Origin of the sequence: Pseudomonas sp. 2FG (assembly GCF_005502935.1) — a bacterium.
Classification (GTDB): Bacteria; Pseudomonadota; Gammaproteobacteria; order Pseudomonadales; family Pseudomonadaceae; genus Aquipseudomonas.
Genome location: NZ_SCMP01000012.1, coordinates 22588 through 45927, shown reverse-complemented (window position 1 = coordinate 45927; position 23340 = coordinate 22588). Strand labels below are relative to the sequence as shown.

General features: G+C 56.3%; 11 protein-coding genes. All 11 read right to left on the bottom strand.

Going from position 1 to position 23340, the window contains the following annotated elements:
• Positions 1–187 precede the first annotated feature (187 nt).
• On the bottom strand, positions 188–427 hold the full coding sequence (locus FFS13_RS13540) for a SprT-like domain-containing protein (RefSeq protein WP_137819609.1): 240 nt from the start codon (positions 425–427) through the stop codon (positions 188–190).
• Positions 428–750: 323 nt separating this feature from the next.
• Complete coding sequence (locus FFS13_RS13535) at positions 751–2562, bottom strand: hypothetical protein (RefSeq protein WP_137819608.1); 1812 nt, start codon at positions 2560–2562, stop codon at positions 751–753.
• 17 nt (positions 2563–2579) lie between these two features.
• Positions 2580–3701 (bottom strand): hypothetical protein, encoded by a 1122-nt coding sequence (locus FFS13_RS13530; RefSeq protein ID WP_137819607.1) that lies wholly within the window; start codon positions 3699–3701, stop codon positions 2580–2582.
• Positions 3702–3738: 37 nt separating this feature from the next.
• The gene (locus FFS13_RS13525; RefSeq protein ID WP_137819606.1) at positions 3739–4701 is read right to left on the bottom strand and encodes an IS30 family transposase; all 963 of its coding nucleotides are present in this window, start codon (positions 4699–4701) and stop codon (positions 3739–3741) included.
• Positions 4702–4779: 78 nt separating this feature from the next.
• Complete coding sequence (locus FFS13_RS13520) at positions 4780–6774, bottom strand: SNF2-related protein (protein WP_218568620.1); 1995 nt, start codon at positions 6772–6774, stop codon at positions 4780–4782.
• Positions 6775–6842: 68 nt separating this feature from the next.
• Positions 6843–8939, bottom strand: coding sequence for a UvrD-helicase domain-containing protein (locus tag FFS13_RS13515; protein ID WP_137819605.1), 2097 nt, complete (start codon positions 8937–8939; stop codon positions 6843–6845).
• Entirely contained in the window at positions 8936–15271 is a 6336-nt protein-coding gene (locus FFS13_RS13510) for a DEAD/DEAH box helicase (protein ID WP_137819604.1), read from the bottom strand. Before FFS13_RS13510 ends, FFS13_RS13515 begins: the two co-directional genes overlap by 4 nt.
• A gap of 2 nt (positions 15272–15273) precedes the next feature.
• On the bottom strand, positions 15274–16947 hold the full coding sequence (locus FFS13_RS13505) for a DUF262 domain-containing protein (RefSeq protein ID WP_137819603.1): 1674 nt from the start codon (positions 16945–16947) through the stop codon (positions 15274–15276).
• 107 nt (positions 16948–17054) lie between these two features.
• Positions 17055–17825, bottom strand: coding sequence for a nucleotidyltransferase (locus FFS13_RS13500; protein ID WP_137819602.1), 771 nt, complete (start codon positions 17823–17825; stop codon positions 17055–17057).
• Positions 17825–18364 (bottom strand): SLATT domain-containing protein, encoded by a 540-nt coding sequence (locus tag FFS13_RS13495; RefSeq protein ID WP_218568619.1) that lies wholly within the window; start codon positions 18362–18364, stop codon positions 17825–17827. Before FFS13_RS13495 ends, FFS13_RS13500 begins: the two co-directional genes overlap by 1 nt.
• Before the next feature lie 10 nt (positions 18365–18374).
• Entirely contained in the window at positions 18375–23330 is a 4956-nt protein-coding gene (locus FFS13_RS13490; RefSeq protein WP_137819601.1) for an Eco57I restriction-modification methylase domain-containing protein, read from the bottom strand.
• Positions 23331–23340: the final 10 nt, after the last annotated feature.

Here is a 23340-nt window from a genome sequence, read left to right as displayed (position 1 = left end):
TTACCGGATGTAAATTGCTCAATGTATTCCGTTTCGTACGTACGGCCACATTGTAACGGCATTGGCAGTATATCCGCGCATCGTCTTCTAGCACTGCAGTAGACGTCGGAACCGATGGGGCCTGACTGGTTGCTTTTTTGTCGCTCTATCAAAAGGTAAATGACAACTATTGGCCAATCCCAGGCCCTCAATATCCCCACTCATCATGCGCCAGCGGTGATGAGTTCAACCGCGCCTTACTCTCCCGCCAGTGCGGCAGATGCTCATCGATCAATCTCACAAACCGCTGGTTGTGGTGTCGCTCCAAAAGATGCACCAGTTCATGTACCAGGATGAACTCCAAGCACTCGGGGGGCTTTTTAGCGAGTTCAAGGTTTAACCAGATACGTTTGGCCTGGGTATGACAGCTGCCCCATTTAGTTTTCATTTTCTTCACGCCCAGAAACTGGGGGTTACGCCAAGCCTTGTTTGCCAGTCGCCAATCAGTTGCTGCACCCGCTCCTTGATGCTGCGATTCCCACCGATCTTAATCATGCTGGTCATCGCATGCGCACTGTTTTACGGGGTGCTCAGACACATCTCCATCAACTGACCCTTATCTGTCGAAGCCGGCATAAACCGGCGTGAGCAGCTCAAAGGCTGCTCACGCCGGTTTAGATACTCACGCATTTTCTTTTTTTCGGTCGACACCAGGATCGCTCAAGGCACCGAGGTGAACTCATACAGAGTCGAGCTCTGTATAGCTAACGCCTATTTATCAACGTAATTATCGCGCCACGCGTCTGAAATGGTCACCGGAATCACTGACTTAGGTACCGACCTCAAAACCTGTCCGAGGTTAAGGAAACTCAAGCCATATGCCACAGACAAACGGTCGAAATCATTTCTCGCAAGTCCAGGAGCCTCGAGTCTCTTGGGCAGAGCTAGTGGTCTGACTTTCACTCTCATCCATTCGTACAGGCTGGGATGGTTGTTCAGCGTCTCTCTCAACCGACCATAGAACGGCATGCGGCTCCCACCACCACACAGATAGACTGGGATATCGGTCAGCTGCTCCCGCGTCAGATGACCTCGTGATGTCTTCCAGTAGGTTTCGTGCCCCACCTGCTTAAACACCTTCGCGTAAAACTGCTGATCAGAATGCTGGCGAGGATCGGAAAATTTGACAGCGACCGCTGAGAAATAGGCTTCAAGCCTCTCTGGCATGCCTACCTCGGCATCAGTCACCTTTTTTGCAACTGTAATCGCCTCAAGAAGGTCTTCGCGATCGGATGCTTGCTCCTGAATGGCACTAGCCCACCAATTCAGACGACTTCGATGCAGATTGACAGCGCCGAGTGGTTCGACTGTTGCGGTATAAAACTCAAAGTCCCATTTACCGCGCCCGCGCTTGACGTGAAAAAGCGATGCATCTACGGTCCCCGCCCCTACGTCAACCATCATGAAGTTGTTGGCTGCCCGGTGATCGAATCGCTCCGAGGCGACATAGCCGTATACCTGTGCAGCGATCTCTGGGATGACAGAAAGCTCCACATCCTCTTGCTCGGAAGGGAACTCTCCCGCCTCAAGCGCCTCTGCACGATGTAAGGCAGCGGTAACCCCGATATCGTCGATCTTTACTTCCGCGCTTCCGGCCAGAATCCAGGCGGCTGCACCCAATAGTCTAAATCCCTTCGTTTGTTCAGGATCCAAGTGGTTGGCTGTAGGGAATCCCAATGCCATCCGCCAGACAATATTGCTTGAACGGTAAACCGCTTCCTTTTCGCTAAATAGCCAGGCACGTGCTCTTCGAATAACTAGAGCGAGAAACGCCACGACTCGCCGCTGGTACGTAACGACCGAGGGATGGGCAAGGAAAGCCAACTTGAGATCAGCCAATGCTCTGCCCCCGGCCTCAAGCGAAAACGCTCCTCCCTCTTTGTAAAGCCGGCACGGCAGCAAAAAGCTCGGCAACCCAGGAGCTTTTCGAAATGGCACAGCAAATGCTTTTTCCAAAGCACTGTCACCAACAACGACCTTCACACTGGAGCTACCAAAGTCCAGTCCGAGGACCAAAGCTCGATCTTCCCGAGCAGTCACCCCCTCTTTCGGCGTCGGATGAACCTGTTGCCCCGTTAGCTCGAGTTCCAGCAACTCCAGTGCGGACGTTCCATCAGAGTGATCCCAGCTCGGTGCAGAATCAGTACCAAGTGAAATTTCATAATGAGAATCAGGGCCTGTGCTGACTGCTCTCGTCTCTCGAGGATTGACGCCTTGGCGGTAAACACTTAGGTCAACGCTCATTTGCTGAGCTGCTGCATTTGGTCGCTTTGACGACAGAGGTGGTCGGGCCTTCGCTGCTTTTTTCTTTTTTTCCGCGATTCTTGGTCGAGGCACTGGTGCCTGTTCTGCTGTTACGCCTGCCGGTGCCTTGACCCACGAGGGTTTGTTTTCTACCTGCTGGTGCCTTCCATCACGCTCAGGCTTATGCCCCGACGATTGAATAGTTAGAGGTCGAGCAGGCAATTCTTGCCCTACCTTGGCGAAGGCTTCTTTGAGTTTTTCTTCTAACGTCTCGCGCATATGCCAGTCCCTTGAGATCAAAGCAGCCGAATGACACCACCCGTCACGAAGTTTTTGTCAGAGCTTCCGCCACTCTTCAGCTCAAGCTCAGCAATGCGCTCTTGAATTCTGTTGCGCAATTTTTTTAGCTTCCCCTCAGCCGCTGGAATCATGCGCATACGTCGTTCCTCACCGGAGGATCGGTGTGACTGGATTGTCGTTATGAGTCGTTCTACCTGCTTGTCCAAATGTGACTGAAGGGCCTTTTTCATCATCTTTAGCCGGTCACGATCCTCCCGGCCTTGGGCACTTTGAAAGTCATCAAAACGCTCATCCAGCTGGTCACGGCAAGCATCGAAATAAGCGGCCGCAGCTTCAGTGTCCAACTCGTTGGCCACACCCAACCATTGGTTCCCACAGAGCGCTGCCGTGTTAACAAGGTGCTCTGCCTGCTCCCCCTCGACGAAACAGTCACTCAGAAAAGGCCGAACAACATATTCCAACCGTTCGATGTCGCGGGTACCGGAAACGGTCCAGCGGTAGACGCCAAAGACATATACCCCAGGCTCAAAACCGCGCAACTCAAAGGCGGCAAGATCGATCGCTGAAACCGGGAACTTTGCCGGGCTTTTGCCCACTTGGCGCAGACGCTCGGTGACAAATCGAATCAGTGGATGATCCTGCGTTACTCGCTCAAATGCATTTGACGGATTTCCCTGGCGGTTCTCAAAGAACAACGGTTTAGCACGTTGACTCAACAGTTGGCTTCGCCCCTGCAAGCGATACAGGTCTACGAACTCAGCGAACTCGACTCGGGCCTGCACCGAAAGCTCAAGCTCATACTCCATCGGATCGCGATCAGTCGGCACAAGGCGCGAACCGGGATAGTTCTCGGTCAGAAAGTCGCGTGCATAACTGAGCAAATCCTCCCCACGGATGTACCGACCCAACTCCTTGGCAGCCCGAACCTTGTTCTGGATGAAGTCGCTATGCGCGATCAACTGAGTTGCCTGGGCCTCGAGTTCCTCTTGCTGCCGATTGGTGTTCTCGATCGCGAGGCTGGCCTGATTGATACGCTGAGTCTCTTCTTCCGGAGTCAGCTTATGGGTTAGCAGATCTTTAGTTAGCTCACGAATCTGCTCTCCGAGAATCCCCTCCATGCTGCCCAAAGCGCGCGTGAAGATATGCAGCCTGAATTCAACACATAAGTGCAACGCTCACCCCTGAATGCACCTCGTACGGTGTCTTCCAGCCCAAGCGTTTGCGCGGGCGTAAATTGATCTTCGCTACCGCCCGATTTACCGCTTCAACGGTCAACTTGCTGAAGTCGCTGCCCTTGGGGAAATACTGCCGAAGCAGTCCGTTGGTATTTTCATTGGTGCCGCGCTGCCACGATGAATACGGGTCTGCAAAAAAGACCTGGCACTGGCTCCGAAATGCGATGCGCTCATGCCCAGCAAACTCCCTTCCGTTGTCCAGCGTCAGCGTGTGCGCTGCATGACCTTGGAGCAACAGGTTGATCGCGCGCGTCACCTGCCGGCGCGTCCTGCGCCTGACCGGATAGGCGTTCAGGTAGCCGCTTTTTCGATCAACCAGTGTGACCAGATTGCCGCCCAGTCCGTGCACCGTATCACCCTCCCAATCGCCCAGACGCTCGCGGTTTTCGACCTCGACAGGGCGCTCACTGATCGACACGCGATTACGCAGTTGCCCGCGCCGGTCGTGGCTTCCATACCGTTTTCGGTACCGCTTTCGGCGATGCCGCAGATACGTGTAAAGCTCGCCGCCACCGCGCTGGTCGGCGGCAATGAACCGATAAATCCACTCATGGCTTACCGCTTGATCCGGCCGCTCTTGCTTCAGTCGATGGGCTATCTGTTCCGGGCTCATACCGTGCTTGAGCCAGAGCGGAAGGTAATGGCTGAACCACGTAACTGGCTTGCAGTACTTGCGTGCATCCGCTCGGCGGGCATCACTTGTCTTGGTCGCCGAAACAGCCTTGTAGATCTTCTGGGTGCTGTTGCGGCGAACCTCGCGACTGATCGTCGCGGGATGCACGCCAAGCTGTTTAGCAATGCTGGCCTGGCTTTCCCCAGCGGCTAAGCCGGCCTCAATCTGGTAACGTTGGCCCTGAGTCAGCTGCCGGTAAGGCGTAGTCATCTGCGCTTGAATCCTTCGGTGTGAGAGCCTGGATTCTACCGGTGGCTGGCTCTCTGCCTCTCGTTTCAAGCGTTGCACTTATTCTATGAATTCAGGCAGCCTATCCAGCAGGCGGTCATAGACTCGTTCGTCGATGGTGTCGGCGTACATAAAGTTCCAGATCATGATCCGCTCAGCTTCCTGGCCGATACGGTCAATACGACCTATCCGCTGCTCAATGCGCATCGGGTTCCAAGGCAGGTCGTAGTTGATAACCAGGCTGGAGAACTGTAAGTCGACCCCCTCGGAAGCCACTTCGGAAGACAACAGAATGCTCGGGCCCTGAGGTTCGCGAAAACGCTTCAAAGCCTCCTGTTTATCCATGCCCCCCTGGACTAACACGGAGGCATAGCCATCCTCACGCAAACGTTCGGCAAGGTAGGCCAGGGTCTGCCGGTAGAACGCAAACAAGACGACCTTCCTGCCTGGATTGTCAGCCCAATAGCTGCGCAGATTCTTCAGCAGCTCAGTGTACTTACTATCGTTGCGCCTCAGCGTTTCGTAATCGCCCACCTCGCGAGCTATATCCACCAACGCCGAGAGCAGCGACCCCATATCGTCAGGCTGAGGAGCTTCCTCTTCCAGCAGATCACCCTGTAAGTCGTACAAGGTCTCCTCAAGTTCGTCCTGCTCCAGAGCAGCATGTTTTTTCTGCCAGGCTCGGCAGGCTGCCGCCATGCAGCTGGACATCTGTCGCTGCGGGATAGTCAGCATGAAGCCAGTGGATACAGCATGCATGACGCAATACCCACGAATCGCCTCAGTCACCTGCTCGTAAAACACCGACTCACTACCGCTCATGGTTGCGCGAATCGCGTAAGGTGCACGCACTACCCGTCCTTCGTCCACATCCCGCTTCAAGGTACGGGTCACCACTTTACTGAGCGGGTTGATTCGGTCTAGCTGGTCAGCCAGCTCTGCCCGCCCTTTGGGATCGGCCAACCGCTTGTTGCTGGGGGCATGCTCTCGCAGGTAGGTGATCTGCTCGTTATCCTCGAAAAAGCGCGCATCAAGCGCCTCATCCAGTCCTTCGATGAAATCCGCTCGGGTTATCGGCCCAGCCAACACGCGATCGCGCAACCTTACGATAGGGGCATTAGCCTCAAGGCTGTATCGAAAGCTCTCCTCATAGGGGAAAGCGTCCTCATCGATCAGATTGAGCAGGTTGAACAAGTCCGAACTGCGTAGTTGGATCGGCGTGGCCGAAAGCATGACCAGACTAGAGGCAACCGGGCGGAGTAACCGCCCCAGCAGATTGGTTTGAGTGCCCTTGTTACGCAGGTAGTGCGCCTCATCGACCACGACCATATCCAGCAGCGGCTCGTCTACCTCGGCATCTTCGAGAAACCTGGCCAACTTGGCTGCCGAACTCTGACTGATCCGATCCGGCTGATTGAATCCCCTAGGCGGACGCAACCCTTGTATGCTGGCGATTACCGCGAAGCCATCCTGTGGTCGCTCCCGCACTGCCTGGAGCTTCTTCAACAACTCCCCCGCATCGACCATCTCCGCCTGCACGCCAAAGCGGTTGGCCAGCTCATCGCGCCACTTCTCGCGCAACATGGCCGGGCAAACGATTAACAAACGCTTTGCATCCAATCGAGCGCGCAGCTCAGTCCAGATCAAGCCCGCCTCAATTGTTTTACCCAGGCCCACTTCATCCGCGATCAGGATGCCGTTGCACGGGGAGTCCAGAAACTGCAATACCGGCTTGAACTGATAAGCCAGAAACTGGGTATTGGTTGTGTTGAGGCTGTAGATCAGGTTGGCCAGCTTGCCACTCAGGCGGTGAAAGGTAATCGCTGCCCGCAGGTCATCCTCGCCACTGAACCTCCCCTGCTCAATGCATTCGTAGGGGCGCAAAGACTTGTTCTCTACTTTTTCAAGCGTCGAGGGCAGAACGAAATCTTCGCTGCCATCGAGGTACATGACCAACAGCCGCTGCCGGTGTGCAGGCCCGTCGGTTTCATTACCCAAGATGCCAACCCGAGCCGGATTAGCTTTCAGTCTGACCTTGTCGCCTGGACTCAACATGTCGACTCCTGAACTACCTACCTTGGCAAATCAACCTTTCCGATTTCATGCTCAGCTTAGCCTCCGACTCAATCGCGCGAGCGAACTATAAGAAACAAATTTCGCTTTGCTCGAGTAGCCGCAACGTGCAGTAGGCATCGCTCGGAGGTTTCTGTGTCTTCAGTTACGCCGGCATCTTCATCACGGCTAAATTGCTCAGCATAGCTAGTGGCTCCTCTGTAGGCGGCAACAATCACCACGCTGAACTCAAGCCCCTTGATGCGATGCATGGTAGCCAGACGAACGCCTGGCAGTGCCGAGTCGTCAGAGGTTGAGTTGTCCAGTTTCAGGTAGACAGTACCGGCTTGCTGCAAGGCCCGAGCAATACCGTCCAGATCGTCATTGGCGCGCGCAGTGATGCAGACCTGGCGAGGCTCCATGCCGTCGTCCTGCAGTTGCTTCAGGATCGCCTGGATATGCGACATATCCTCCTGCAGGGAGGACGACTCGATGACATCCGGCGCATCACCGTGGGTCAGGGAGTGGTAACCACGTAGAGAGTCTGCATTGCCGTCCAGATCATCGACAGCACAGCCTTCGAGCTGGGCGCAGGCCCATTGGCGAATTTCGTCGGTGGTGCGGTAATTCACCTTCAGATTGCGGCTACGACCACGCACCTCAACACCCACTCGGCTAAGCACCACCTTGTGCCGATAGATGCGCTGGTGAGCATCACCAACAATAAACAGGTCGTTTTCGGCAGCATCCACAGCCGTACGAATCAGCTCGAAGCCTGCGTTACTGATGTCCTGAGCTTCGTCCACCACCATGGCGCGAATCCCCAGTGCTGGCTTCTCCTTTCTTAGCAGCTGGCAAGCCTCACGAAAGGCTTCTTCTGGCTCACGCAGGTTGGCGGCTTGCAGTTGGGCGCGGTATTCGGCGAACACCGGCCAGATGGACTTACGCACCGCACGACCAAGCTGGCCACCGCGACCCACGCGGCTGGCACGCATATAGTCCTCGGCGGTTTCGCAGGCTTGCGGCAGCACCACCCGCTCATATTCGGCACGCATGAACTGCGGGGTCAGATCAACCGATGCCGGCATGGCCGACAGGGCTGCCTGCCAGAAGCGGCGACGGTCGCCTTCGTTGTATAGCAGGTCATGTGGATAGCCAAAGCGACGCAGCACGCTGGAGGCCCACTGATCCAGATTCACCACCTGGATTTTCTCCAGCTCCTGTGGCGTGCACAGCAGCGCCAAATGCTGCCGGATGTCCTCGGCCAGCGTTTTGGTGAAGGTGGTGAACAACACAGGGCGGCCGGGCAAGGCAGCGTACTGTCGTGCCAGACGTGCAGCGCGGTGCATAGCCACCACTGTTTTTCCTGTACCGGCGCCGCCGGTTACTTTCACCGGCCCATTCCAGTCACGCTCCACCAGCTTGCGCTGGCTAGGGTGCAGGAACACCCGCCAGCGATCCAGCGGAGCAGCGAGCAAGGCGTCCAGGTCACTGTCATCTGTCAGCACTACGAAATGGCGGCGAGTGCTGTCACGCTCCAGCGCGGCACCAAAATCTGCGGGGTCAACCTGCTCCGGCGCGGCCTGATCACTGATGATCTTGTCGAAAAGCTCGCCGGCAGCAAACAGATACAGCGCCTCGAATGCCTCATCGGGCAATTGCGCTTCCAACGCATCCAGTTCTTCATCGTTGGTCACGGCACGCACCGCTTCCAGCCGGTCATCGGGTACGCCCAAGCGGCGGATTTCACGGTCTTTGAGGGAATCGAACAGGCCCGGCGCACATACTACAGCCGGCGCGGCGGATGCCATCGTGGTAGCTGTCTCCTGCACCGCATACACCTGAATACTGCCAACATCCGGGTGGATGGCGACCCGATGGCGACGTGCCCACTGATAGGCATCGTCGTGTTGATCTACCCACAGCAGGCAATACACGTTACCCACATCAGGCTTGAGCACGATGCCGCGCATATTGTCGTTGATCCGTACCGAGCGCATGTTCGGATCGGCAGCATCACGAATGCGTTCGTAATTGATGCCGCTTGCCATCGGGTTCTGACGAAACTTGGCGACAAAGGTCAGCACTGCCTGCTGGTGAGAGCGGGGAACTGCCGCAAACGACTTTAGAAAGTCATCGGACATTGCAATCTTAAGTGCCAGCGTCATGCCAGTGTCTCCATCAAAAGGGTTCTCAGCGTATCGGGCAGCTCACCACCATCAGCCGTAAAAAAGTGCCAACCTTGACCAGCAAACAGCGCTGCCTCTGCTGCGGTATCAGGCAATAGAACGGCAACGCAAACATCTGGCCAAGCTAATTCCGCCTCGGCTATTACACGGCCTTTCTCATTCATCAACTCATAACCTGGTTTTGGAGCGCTCACACCCAGCCCAGCAAGAGCCAGGAGCCAGGCCTGCACCTCCTGCGCGGCCAGGTCCAGCGCCTCTTGCCACGCCTCAGATAGCGCGTCGGATTTCACTTTGAGTGCGGGAGAATCCTGCAGCGCAGTCAGCCCCGGCATTTCAGCGCTTCCAACCCAAAGCTGACGCAATGGCAGCAACAAGTTCAGTGCCTGCCAAAGTTGCTGCCAACGCAACTGGCGCTCGCTGTCTGGCAAGTCGGATTCGCACCACTCGCCGACCAACACAGGCTCAGAGTCAGCCGTGCCATTACCGGTCATCACCTTCTTAAGTTGCTCTGGATGCATGGCGGTGGCTAACGTTAAGGCCGTACCAAGCTGGCGTACGCTCTGCCGATAACCATGCAAACCAGCAATCAGCCCCAGCTCATCCAGCCGCTGCCAGAAAGCCCCTTCGTGCAGAGTGTTTAGCGCGGAGGTATCCCCTGGTGGCATCAGCATGCCCGCTGCTAGGGAGATAGCCAGCTTGCCAAGCGCCTGGTGTTGCCCTTGAGCTAAGCGCTGATGCAGTTGGGTAAATGGCGAAAGTGACTTGAAATTGGAAAGTGTCCCGATGCCTTGTGCAGTGCAGAGTTTCTGCACTACCTGTTGTGGATCGTCATTCAGCAGCGTTGGCCAGGGGGATGGCGTAGCCAGTGCCTTGTTCTGCAAGGCGCATTCGATGTCATCCCAGGTCAGTGTCCAAACCGAAAACTTACAGCTCTTAGCCACCGCCATGCGCTTGGCCAGATCAGTGACGATGATGTCCTTGTGGTACTGCCAGCCATCAACAAAGACCGCCACCGGCAAATCGTTGGCGGCATCGTCTGGCCAGAACACAAAATCTGGCTTGCACGGCACCAGCACGCCATCGCTAGCCCCCAGTTTGACTTGCAACTCCATGCGCCAACGGCGCGAGCCGGCCTGCACCTGATAGCCCGCCTTGCCCTTGAACAGCAACTCGCTCAGCTTGAACGTTTCGCCCTGGTGCTCGCGGCGTAGTGCCTCAACAAATCGCTTCTCCAGCATGCTGTCCAGCAACTGGTTGACCGGTTGGGTGTCAGCTAAATGTGTGACTGGCTTCAGTGCCCCCTTGTACTGCACTACCTCTCCCAACAGCTTCTGCGCGGTGCGCCGCGAGATGGATTTACGATCATGGCTGTTGTGATAGCGGTACACACAGCGGTAACAGCCATCCGTGTCCGCATTCTGGTTGCAGGTGCAGCTATTGAGAGCCTGAAGTGCAATATCGAACACTTCCAGCAACGGCTCGGGGGCGCGCATCAGCTCTTTAAGGTAGCCAGTGCCTCCCGGTACGCTGTCGTAGATCACCAAATAACAGCGCGGAGTGTCTGAGCCTGCGGCCATGCGCATATCCAGAGCAATGCGTAGATGGTCCACCGCCCCTCTGAAACGCCGAGCCAGCCCCAACTCCAGGGCCGAAACAAAACTCAGCAAAGCCTCATTAGTGTCCGCAAAACCCACCTCAGGCAAGAAAAGACGGATACCCTCACTGGTGAACTCGCGATAGAGAAACACGCATTGCTGGGTGCTCGCTTCCGGGTTCTTGCGCTTCGAGCACCAAGATGAATGATTGCGGTAAAGCTCATCAGCCTTGCGCTTGCGCTGCAAAGTCCCGCACTCGGGGCAGATGCTGAAACCAGGTCGGCTAAGCTCCTTCCCGCCGATTTCCATCGGCATGCCTTCCGCTGACTGCTCGCCAAAGTTCACCTCGCGAAAAGTGACCCGGTCGAGAAACTCGAAGCCGAAAGGAAATGTCTGCTCGTCAATTACAAAGGCCTGGCGCACTGCATCGGGCGGGCTATCAACCAACGCCTGACGCACATAAAAACCGCGTTGACGCTCGTCTGAGTCGTCCGCAATACGGCTATCACGATCCAGCGTGCGGGCAAATACCGTGGTCAAGCGCAGCATCTCGTGTACGCGGCCACTGTCGCGCCACAGCGTATCGCCACAGCGCGGGCAATTTGGGTGTTGATCACCTGAGGACAGCGGCTCGGTATAGGAGCACTGCCTACAGAAACGCCAGTGCTCCGGCTTAATCTTCGAAACGTCGACCTGATTGATCACCACCCGCCGGCCTTCGGCATAAAAGGTGTTGTTCGGTGCCAACTCCGTGATGGCCGTTGATCCGGGTCGCTCATATTCGAAGGTCAGTGGATCAGGAGCCGTTGTTCCAGGCTTTGGATCGCGCACAATAATCGAACGCAACAGCACACCCTGCTCCGGGAATGCATAGTTGGGTAGCAACCCCTCATCAGTCAGCACATTGAGCGTGGCCTTACCCTCAATGCTGCCAATCAAACGCGAAAGCGCCGTTCGATCCTGAAGCAGTCGTGCCAACTCCAGATCCTGATCCTCACCACGCACCGTCAATGCCTGCAGCTTATCGATCTCCTTGGCTGCCGCCTCACGCTTGCGCTTGATGCTTTCAACATCACTGGCAATACCCTGCAAACGGTTGACGATCTTGTACGCCAACGGGCTGCTATCACCGTTGCTGCCCTGGATGAAATTAGCCAGCCATTGGCGCGTACCCTCGCTCAAAGGGCGCAACTCCCCCTGATTGAACAAATGCAAGAACCGCTCAAGCAGCGATGCCTGATGCTGCTCCACATAGCTCAACCAAGGGTAAGGAAACTTGCTGTTGGTCTGATTATTGATCGCAGTGAACACCCCACGAATTTCCGGGGGAATCTGCGCCGCCCGCCCGTTTTCATGCACCCAGCAATCAAGAGTAAATGCAGTGAGCTGACGCTCAAGTACCGCTGAGGCGTTAAGGAAAACCCCTGGGGCCTGCACAGAGCCCGCAATCATGGTTTTCGGGTCGTCCCAGAAATACAGATCATGCGGTTTGCTGGTCGCCATGCTCATCAACAACGCATTACCTGTGCTGCGCCCTGCCCGGCCGGCTCGCTGAATGTAGTTGGCTTGCTGTGGAGGAACCGAACATTGCAGCACGCTGGACAAGTCGCCGATATCGATACCCATCTCAAGCGTAGGTGTCGCGGAGAGCACATTGATGCCGCCGGGGCGATCACTGTTGGATTTAAAGTTGCGCTCTACCGCTTCACGCGTCTCGCGCGGTAGCAAGCCTGTATGTTCATGCGCCACTACCCGCTGAATGTCCGCATTCAGGTAGAGCTTGCGATAAAAATCACCGGGCACCTCTAGTGCCAGCAACTCGCCCCGACAATCGACGCGGCGACACGCTTGCTCAGAAAAATCATCCTCTGGGCCAGAGAGTGTGGTGCTGTGGCAGCTGGCACACCGCCATACCTTGCCCCCCAAGATAACGTGGAAAGCAGACGGTTCCAGCCCCCATACACGGATATCCGGCTTCTCGGTGGCCTCCTCAAAACCAGCTAAGCCAACGCTTTCCAACGCCTCAAGGGCAAGCCGATAAAGCGGTGCAATCAAGGCATCCGCACCCAGCGCCAGATCATGCAAAGCAGGCAATGCCTTGAACGCCCAGTCGCTAAACAAACGGGCATGGCTCTTAGTGATACTGACGCAGCGGCCAAACTCTGGCAGCGTCAAAAACCGCGGTGGCCGTGGGCTGGTGAGAAGCTTGAACTGGCTGAGGCTCTTTTTCTTGTACCCCCAAGGGTTACTACCCATTCGCGCATAAAACCCCAGCTCCGAATCGCGCCACGCCCCTATGCGCTGCATGTTTTCCAACAGCCCACGCAGTAAAATAACAATTTCGACCAGCTGTGCTGCGGCTAACGGTTCAAGCGTGTTACGTAGACGTGGCAACAACCATTGCGCGGCCTCGTCTAACTTGCCTGCAAGTGGCACCACGCAAGCGGTTCCAGTCGCTACCAGGGTGCGCCCAATATGGGCATCCTGGCCGAACTCTGCATTGAGCACCCACGGCAACAGCCTAGCTAACTCGCTAGGTAGGTTGCTGTTCTCGGGCAGCGCCCCCTCTTCCATCAGGGTTTCGTAATCACGTAACCAATGCATCTGAGGAGGCAGGAAGTTAGCGACATAATGACCGTCGCCTAGCGCCGTGCGCCAACGCTGCGCGAAAGCTGTCGGCAAGCTTGATAACGTCAGTGGTTGCCCTGCGGCATAGGCATCAGCAATTACCTGGGCCAACGCCGAACGCAAGTTCATTCGCCAGGTTCGCGCAGCAAGGAAGCCCGCACGATGCGCCGCATCCTGTACGGAGTCAGAGAAAGCAATCAGCTTCTTGTCCGGGTTGAAGCGCGTTGCAAACAACTGCCCCACCATCACCGCCGCCAGGCTGGCCGCTTGCGAACCGACAATCGTCAGCGTTTTATACCCAGCACAGAAAGGACAATCATGGTGCGACTTGGTGTACTTCGCGCCATTGCGCGTACCTTCACGCAGGTTGCTGGCAATATCCACGGCCAGCAAAGGCTGATCGTCACAGTGTGTGCATTCGGTTTGCGATGCCTGATGCAAGGTGCCGCAGACAGGGCATACCTGCTTGCGCTCGAACACCGCAGGATTCACCTCTGCACTGGAAGGAAAGATAAAACGGGTGCTCACATCCTCGGCGAAGAACGCGCTGTAAAACGCCTGCAGGTCATGGGTCAGTTGATTGGGGCTGATCTTTTGTTGCGTAGAACCCCAGCCGGTGGCGTGGCACTCGCGGCAGTGGATCACCGGCAGATGCAGCCGCTCCATATCGGCTTTACGTAAGTCATCGTAATGCCGAAGCTGCGGCTCAGCATCCAGCACAGCCACCATGCGGCGGAGCTCGCGTAGCCAGATTTCCACCTTAACCTGCAAGAAGAAGTCCTGATGTGCATCCTGGCGTGCATGCGCTACCAGCGACAGCAGGCTAGACAACCAAAGCAACGCAAAGCGCTCATCGTCGCAGCTCGGCAAACGGCGCTTGAGCAGTACCAACAGGTCATCCAGCAACACGGACTTTGGCCCAAGACGCTCCAAATCACGCAAAAGATTCTGGAAGGCAAAGTGGCTCTTCAGGTGCTTACCCAAGCCACAGCGCCAAGCAAAATCCTCGGCCTGTGTGACCGAGCAAGGCTCACCGAACCACAAGGGTGCTTGGGCCGCCAGATAGGCATGCAGGTCGTCATAGTTCTCGGGGGCCAACACATCCAGATCACTGGGCTGCGGGCTTTGGGTGAACTCAACCAAGGCTTCAGCGAGATAATCCCCAACCGACTCGCGGTCCTCGGCGATAACCGCGCTGTCATCCAACACTTCACCAAACACATCGCCGGCAAAGGCCAGCAAATCGCTAACGCCATCGTCTCCCAGCGTTGCCGAAGTACCGACGCACACCAACTGGTCCGGTGGTGCATTCAGCCGCCCCTTGAGACGGCGAATCAAGCAGGCCAGATCAGTACCCTGCGCACCATCGAAGGTATGCAGCTCATCCACCACCAAATACCGCAGCGTGTCCGGCTGCTGATGCGCCCACAAAGGAGCATCTGCGGCACGCAGTAGCAGAAAGTCCAGCATCTTGTAGTTGGTCAGCAGAATATCCGGCGGATTTTCACGCAGGGCATTGCGGTCGGTAATCACCGAATAACTGCCATCACTCAATTGGGCGACCGTTTGCGACTCGATAGCCGGTGCATCACCCACATACAGACCTGCACGAATCCCACTAAGGCCAGCGGCCTTAACGATTTCCTTGGCCACGCGCCCAGATTGGTCGCTGGCCAAGGCATTCATGGGATAGAGGATGATCGCCTTGATGCCACGCCGCCCCTCGGCACGCGCCACACGACAATGCTCAAGGATCGGGTATAGAAAGCACTCGGTCTTACCTGACCCAGTACCCGTTGCCACCAACGTGGATTGAGCCTCTGAGCCCGCCAGCCGCGCAAACGCCTTGGCTTGATGCGCGTGCGGCACAAAGCTGGCCGGCAACCAGGGAAAAGCCGGTGCACCACCATTCAACTGCTTACGAAATGGTAGTGGCAGCGTCAGGTACGGGCCTTTAAAGATATTGCTGCGCTCGGCCAGAAAGCGCTCCAGCAAGCCCTCAAAACCGTTAGTGGTAGATGGAAAGGCCGTGCGGAGAAAGTCCGCAACACCCTGAGTGACTTGCTGGGCGACAATAAGTGGCTGCATGGTCAAACCGTCTCATCATCTGATGGGACGACCGTTAGCCCATAAAGACTCTTCAATGCATCCAGCATCTGCTGCTTTCTTGAAGCGACAAATGCTAGATGGTCGTCCCAAAGCAGGTCTTTAGATTCTGGGATGAAGTCATAGGAAGGCCAATATTTACTACCGTCCTGACTTTGGAAAAACTCTTTAGGGTGACGATTTGATTTGTACCTATTTACCTCGGCTGGCATAGGCTGGAAATTCCACAGCACATCAACAGCCTCCCGATAGGTATCATCTTGCCCAACAAGTTTCATCGGGAAGATGTGATCCACCTGTGGTTTGTTTTCGTGAAAAACATAGCTTCGGTGTGGCATAAGCACTTTAGTAGCCAACCATGTCTGACTCAACAGCTGGTACTCGTTGAGCTCTCCAGTACGGTTCTTCTCGATCGCAATCTGGCGAATCTGCTCAAGCGGAAATGAGCAATTCTCCTTGCCAGCAGTCATGGACTCGCGACCAAACGCATTGATCATGGTCTGGGTATTCCAGTCGCAAAGCTGGGACTGCAAGAAGTACTGGTGAATCAGTTGAACCTCTGACTCATCCCAGTTACGGATACGCCATTCATGCCCATGGCGCTTAAGCTCAGTCAGGTAAGCCGCGATAGGTAATACGGCCAACCAACGAGGCACGATGGAGGCATGATTGATGTTTAGCAGGCCCTTCAAATAACCACTAAACACCTCGATTAACGGCTCACTGTCACTCTCTAGAGCATCCTGAAAAGCTTGGATATCGCTATCATCCAGACGCCCCTCATCGATTCGAATGGTGTTCTTAATCAGCAAATGAAAGAACTGCAGGATCGATGTAGACGAGAACTCAATACCACCACTTTTTTTGGCAATTCTCTCGGACAACGCCCAGAGCTTTTCCTCGTAATCCGAGTGAACCGCCTTGATCTTGCCGAACACCAACTCCAGTTGGGTCAGTGCCACACCGCCAGTGTTAAGACGCCGAAAGACCTCATTGACCTCTGATGGGGTATCTGCTTTCACCGAAAAGTAGGCAATGGACTTGTGATTGGTGTCGACGAAAATGTCCCACAGCGCACTCAGGCTTCTGCGAATACGCAGTTTGACGTTTTTGTCATCGCCTGCTGCCATCAGAACACGGTCCTCAAGATCGACCTTTTCATCCTCGTTACAACGCAAACAGGACAATTCGGTCATGCGCAGGTAACGAGCCTCCGCTATGGCACTGGCATCGCGGAATAGAAAACCAGTTTCGTCCGACTCGGCAAAGGCAGGGTCGAACAACAAATCGAAGTGCAATACCCGGCCATTGAAGCGGTGACGAAGTACTGAATACAAGGTCTGCAGGCGTTGCTGACCGTCATATACCAGAGCCTTGGGTGCTCCCCACAGCCCTTCATCTACCTGGCGGGCATGTTGCCCTGGGGCATAGTCCCCCACGAAGCAGCGATATGGAACTTTCTGATCTGTTTCCCAAAGCACCACGCCACCTATCGGATAGCGCTTGAGAAGTGAATCGAGTAACAGGCACACATAGTCCTCTGACTCGTGGCGTGCCCCCCAAACGTATTGCCGCTGCACCTGAGGCAAAAACCACCCGCTGTTGGGGGCGTTCAGCTTGTCCAGTGCTTCACGAACGGAAATACCTGCATACGACATAATTTGTCTTCCCTGATGGGCTGTAGCGTTAGCGTGCTTTCACCGAATACGGGCAAATCGTTAAGAGCTCACGTCCGGTGCGTGGCCAGCAGTGCCCGACATCCCTGTTACTCAGGGATCAGCTTTTTAACCTCTTCTTCGGCGCTGTACGGCAGACTGTCTTGCTCATACTGGCGAACCGTTGCGATATTTTTTTGGGCCCGTTCCACTTTATCCCGACGCCACTGCGTGTCTATCGAGTAGGGATTCAGGTTGTCAAATACATTGAATAAATACTGCGTTTGATTGATACATGCGCCGTACGATAGACCAACAATCCATTTCTCAAGGCTGTACGAGTCAAACACGTAACCATTCTTAGCGTTCCAGAACTTGACCAGGCGGATGGTCGGCTTGATCTTGGATAGCTCCTGGTTGTTCTTTGCCGTCAGCGTCTCGTTGAAGTCATTCGGATTGGTTTCAAGCCACTCGCCATCGCGGCCTACGATTTTGTAGGCAGAATAGGACTTGAGCGCTGGGACCAGATCGAACTTGATATGGTTGAGCTCCAAAACGATGGTCGGCGATGACTGCTTGATTTCTGACCGGGAGTAGTAGGTTTCGGCAAACCGCTTCACCCGATCAAGATAGGTCTGAGGCGTGTAGCCAGACTCCGAAAAGACGATCATGTAGTCGATGTCCGAGCCTTCATCCATCTTTCTTGGCAAGATAGTGCCCCGAGTGGATGAGCCGAACTGAAACTGTTCAGACACGCCTTGCCCAAAGTAACTAGTCAACCTTGCGCGCAGCGTTGTGATCGAGGTATTGATCGAGCGCTTCTCATCATCAGAAAGAACCGCAGCGCTGGCACGCTTCTCCAGATACGAAAGAACTGACATCACTTCTCCTTGTCGACGCGGTGAGTGGCTTCGCCTTGGTCTACGCCATCACGCGCCTTTTCGTAGTCCCTTCGCGCTATCGGGTGGCTCGCGTTGTTGAGCTCATTCCTACGCGTCGTGAATTCATCAAGCCCATCAATGGCCGACTGCTCGTCGCAAGTGTGGTGCAGTTTGATCTCGCGAAAGACCCGGGCGTCGTTACGCAACGCGAGATACTGATCTCCAGTGGTTTTATGTGCCGAAGCACGCTCGGATGGCTTAAGAAATGTCATCAGTGCAGTTAGCACTGTGATCACGGCGGATAGTCCCGCTGCTACTTGGCCATACTCTTTCATAAAGGCAGCACCGGCCACGGCGCTCAATGCAACGGATGGAACCCCTAACCAGTAGTGGTAGCGAGACCATCGGTCTGCGGCATTGAACTGTGCTTTTCCGGAGTGGATGCAATCTTCTTCGATTCTTTGCAGCTCAGCGGCAATTGGACTTTTGATATTGCCGCTATGGCTTTGCATGGAGCCCTCTCCCTTGGCATTGCCCATTGAACATTCCTCAGTCATTCGTCTGCTCCGATTCAAAATGCGCCCAAGCCACACGGTAGTCGGCTTCGCGGTCGGCCAGGGTGAAGGGGGCGGTGTATTGGATGGTGCGTTGAATCGGGCCGCCGGGTTGGGTGTCGTCGAGGATGGGGCGCTCGATGATGGTGCCGTCGGGGACTCGGGGTTGGCTGCTGCCGTTAGGGTCAAGAGTGGGTTGCACGTCTTCCCAGCCGAGGCGGCCGGTTTTAGTACTGCCATCGGGCAGGCAAACGGTGCAGTCGGCATCGCGTTTGCCGGCCTTGCGCGGTAAGCCGACGCCGGCCAAGCCTTTGCTGGTAGTAAAGATGATGCGACCGTTGGCGTCGTACCAGGTATCACGCTCGTACTGGCGCATCACCGGAAATTGCACGCGATAGATTGTCAGCAGCTCGTCCAGAGTCAGGCCGAGGGCCTGGGCGGCCAGCGCATCGATTTCCACCAGTGCCTGGCGGCGGGCGTAGTCGCTGCGCAGGGCACAGTTGCGATGCCATTCGGGGGTAAGCTGCGCGAAGAAGTTTTGCGGCAGGCGTGGGTCGTTGCTGGCCCAACTGTCCTGCTGAAAGGTTGGTTGCCAGCACTCGCGCCAGAGGTCGGCGTATTGGCTGGTCAGACTATTTAGGATCAGCGCACGAGCCCTAAGCGCACGACTCAGTGGATGCTCATGCAACAGAGGCAACTGACTGATAAGTGTCGTGTTGGCGTGCCCCATACCCGTACTTTTAACCCGATAGTCCACAGGCACAGACAGGCACAGAGCGTGATAATCCACTAACTGTCGTTGATCTCGGAAGGCGCTCGCGAGAACGGTATTGATATGTCCTTGCCCCGGGGGCACGAGCGCTGGAATCAAGGACCGCTCAGCCGATGGACTGATCATTTCGCGGTTTACATGACGGTAATACCCCGTCACCGTCCTCGCCTCGCGCTCGCCTTCTTCCACCCAACTTACACGGGGTACGCGGCGAGCGTACTCGGGGGCATCGCAGGCGGGCAGGTAGTTACTGCGCGGCAGGTAGTCGTCGGGCAAGGTTTCAAGGTCCAGCTGATCATAAGCCTTGTTCGAGTCGCAGACCTTACGGGGGGTTTTGTTGAGCGGTATGCCCACATAGAAATGCGGACCAGATAGCACGAACTCTACAGGTTCACTGGCAAAACCCTGCTCGCCGGTGTTACGACGTCGGATGGTGCCGTCGCTTTGACCAATGGACTCATTCCAATGCTGGGTACAGTAGATATCAGTACCCAGATCGCCCAATCGACGCGGGGCATGGGCGAACTTCTCAAGCACCGAAACTAGCTCTCGGCTATGAACGGCGGGCAGACGCGCCTGCATTGCTGGTGTGCCGGGTGTGTCGTACAACTGGGCAAAGGTGGCTAGCAACGGCTCTTCAACCTCAATCAGACGGTTGGTATGACCCGATAGCTCCCACTTACCTTCTTCAGTTTTCATCCCGGGGATTTTGCCGCCACCTGCATGTGACCAGCTGCGGTTCAACGACACGGGATCAAGCAAATTGGCCACGGTAACGAAGCAAATCTCCGGACGCTGTCTTCCATAGATATTGATGCTGTAGCGCGTATGGTTATCTACCTCGGCAAACAGCAAACGCTCATTGGCAAACTGATAATGCGCCCGCAAACGTGGATAAAGCGCCGCGCGCAGCTGACCACCCTTGGGGTCGTCATACACCCCTTCCGGATGCAGCAGGGCCTGCACACCACTGCCGATCTGCCACACCAGCGGCAAAAAGCATTTGTAGAGATTGGCCTTCTGCCCCTCCAGCAGCGAATAGTTCTGCCGGGCATTGAGGAACTCTCCCATACCCTCAGTGACCACACACTCAGCCAGAAAATCAGCTTTGGCCTGTGGTAACGCCGCAAATACCGCCTCGCGCTGATCCGCCGTCTGCTTGGCGCTGAGCTTACGAATGGCAAATCGCGGATCGAAGTCCGACAGCAGCGACTGCTCGTTCCACTCCACCTTGATCCACGGTGGATTACCGAGGATCACATCAAAACCGCCACGAGCCTTGAAGACATCGGCAAACTCCAGCGCCCAATGCATAAAGTGCTGCTGGCTGGCCACCTGCTGCGCCACCTGCAGTTGCGGCAGGGCGTTGATCAGTGCGGCGATATCGACATGACCGTAGCGGTCGCGCTCGGGGGCAAAGTCCAGCCCTTGCTGCGACTGGGTTTCCGGGAACAAATCATTGGCGTTACTCAGGCTGGCGTTGCCGAGCAGCACCGTTTCCAACACAAACCACCAGTGTTCGCGGCTGGGCAACTCACTGGCTTTATCCAGCGGCCAGAACCACAGGGCGCACCAGGCATCCATCACCAGCTTGAGGCGGCGATAGGGGCTGGCATTTTTCTGCGCTTCGCTAAGCATCTCCCGCTGATAGGCAGCGTCTTTCTGCGCGGTGCTGGTGGGCGCATGATTGGCCGCCGGATCAGGCCATACGTGCAGTTCATCGCAGGTGGCGGCACGTACACGTGCCAGCTCCTGGGCGTGCTGCTGCCAGAGCTGTTCGGTGGCCTGATTCAAGGCTTGTACGCGACGGATTTCGTCTTTGCTGAGCGGTGCGGTAAAGGCCTTGCGCCATTGTTTAAATTGCTCGAAGGCGGCGGGTTCCAGCGCCTTGACCACCTTGTCGCTGACCATGCCCATGCCTTCAGCAGGCAGCAAAAAGTGGAATACATCGGTAGCAGCCGGCACTTGCGTGAGAGGCAAGGCACGCGGCGCGGCGGCGCGCCAGTCGCGCTCGGGCTGGCCGTTCTCGCCTTTACCCGGGCTGAGCTGGGCGGTACTAAACAGTTCGCGCCGCGCCCCCACCAGGGAGTTACCGTTGTAGAGCTGCAGGCCGAACCAGGGCACATGGCTGCCTTTGAAAATGGCGTTAAGCCACAGCGAGACCTCGGCCAGCTCCACAGCAATGGGGTTGAGGTCCACACCAAAGACATTGCTGTCGGCAATAAACATCTTCACCCGCTGTTTTTCTTCGGTGTACTGCTCGTGCGGGATGGTGCGACCCAGCTCTTTCTGTTTGGCTTGCAGATAGGCTTCGGCCAATTGGCTGACAGCCTCGTTCAAGAACGCCGCACTGCCCATGGCTGGCTCGCACACGGTGAGCTTGAGAATTTCATCCGCCGACTTACCGGGCAGAATCTCCTTTAGCGCATGTTCGACCAGGCATTTGGTCAGCACTTCCGGGGTGTAATAGCTCGCCGATTTCTCACGGGCACGCCCGGCTAGGCGATAGATAAAAGTGCCTTTTGGGTGAATCTTGGTATTGCCGCCAAACAGACGCTCGGCGTCGGTGTACTGGCTGATGCTGCTGGCAGGCACAAAGTAGGCCGCATCCAGGGGGTTAACCTCGGCGTCCTTTTTCTTCGCAGCAGCGCTGGGGGTATCGAGGCCATCCTCGTTGTCGGTATCGCTCTCGCTGGAATCGTCTTCTTGGCTCTCGTCACCATCACTATCAGCAGCGGCGGCCTTCTTACCCTTGGGGTCGGGGCGTACTTCGTAGAGATCTTCTTCGGCGAAAAAACCACGGAAGGACAGCAGGGATTCATACACCGCACCGAGCTGGTTGATACCCAGGGTGCCATAGCTGATGCGCCCTCGCCGGCTCTTACCGCCGCCACGGGATAGCGACATCAGTTCGATGACTTTCTGCAGTACCGCGTTGCGCAGCTTGATGCTGCCCAGCAGCGGCGTACGCGCGGGGTCAAACAGGTGGCCTTGCAGCGGCGCAATGGTAAAGCCGTTATTGAGCAAGCCGTCATGGCTGCCGCTCAAGTCGAGCTGGCTCGCGGTGGCATCACGGCGTGGATAGCCTTGCCAGATCAGGCCAAAGAGTTGCTTGAGGCTGTCGTGGAAGTAGAAGCCTTCCTGGGCTTCACTGGTGGTCAGCGGGGTTTGTTCCAGCTCGCGCAGGTGCTCGATGCTGTAGCCCTTGAGGTAGGCCTCGGCATCGATGGGCGCATAGCCCAACTCGGGGCGCGCCTCGATGTAGAACATAAACAGCAAACGGTACATGTAGCGCAGGCTTTCGCGGCTGAGCTGGTCGGCCAGGTCGGTGTCGTTACGCTCGAACACCTTCTCCTTCGCCACCGTGCGTTTGTACCAGATGGCCTCGTTGGCAATCAGCTCGATGCATTCACGCAGGGCGTACTTAAGATCGGTGGACACCTCAAAGGCATGCTTATGCGAGCTGTCGTCCAGGCTGTCGAGCAGCGCCACGCCGCCTTCCACCGGCAGCACCGACTGGCTGCCCAGCAACGCGGCCATGGCGCGGAATTGCTTGTCGTCACGCGGGCCGAACAGCTCCGGCAGATTAAAGCGCAGCAGCGCCTTGCGACCCCATTTGCTGCGTTCAACCAGCAGCCATTCCTCATGGTGCAGCAGCAACACCCAGCGTGGTGGGTGGTCGTCGGCAAACAGGCGCTTGCTGAGGGTTTCTTCCCAGTCGCTGTAGGCATACTTGCCCTTGCCTTGCTCACTGGCAGCAGGCGCAAGCAATTGCAGCGGGCTGCTGTCGTCGTCTTCCGCACCTGCAATGGCTGCCGCAATAACCAATAGCGGCTGGTGTTTGGCATCGCGGTACACCGCGAGCACCGGTAACTCGCCATCAGCCAGTGCCAGACTTTGCTGCGCCAGCTCGTAACCGAGGGCGGCGAGCAGCGGTTGCACCAGATCAATAAACAGGCTGGCGCGCTCGCTGGCTTTGCGCTCATTCAGAAAGCGCTCACGAGCACGAAAATAGCCATTGGCCCCGGCGGCGGTGCGCAGCCGGCCAACGGGGCTTTGCGCGCCCTGCTCTTTCCACTGGTCAAACAGCGGTTTGAGGTCTTTTTCGAGGATCTCGTCCAGGTAATGCTGGCTGTAGAACTCGTTGGCATTGGTGAGGCCGGTGATGGCAAAACTCATGGGGTATTCC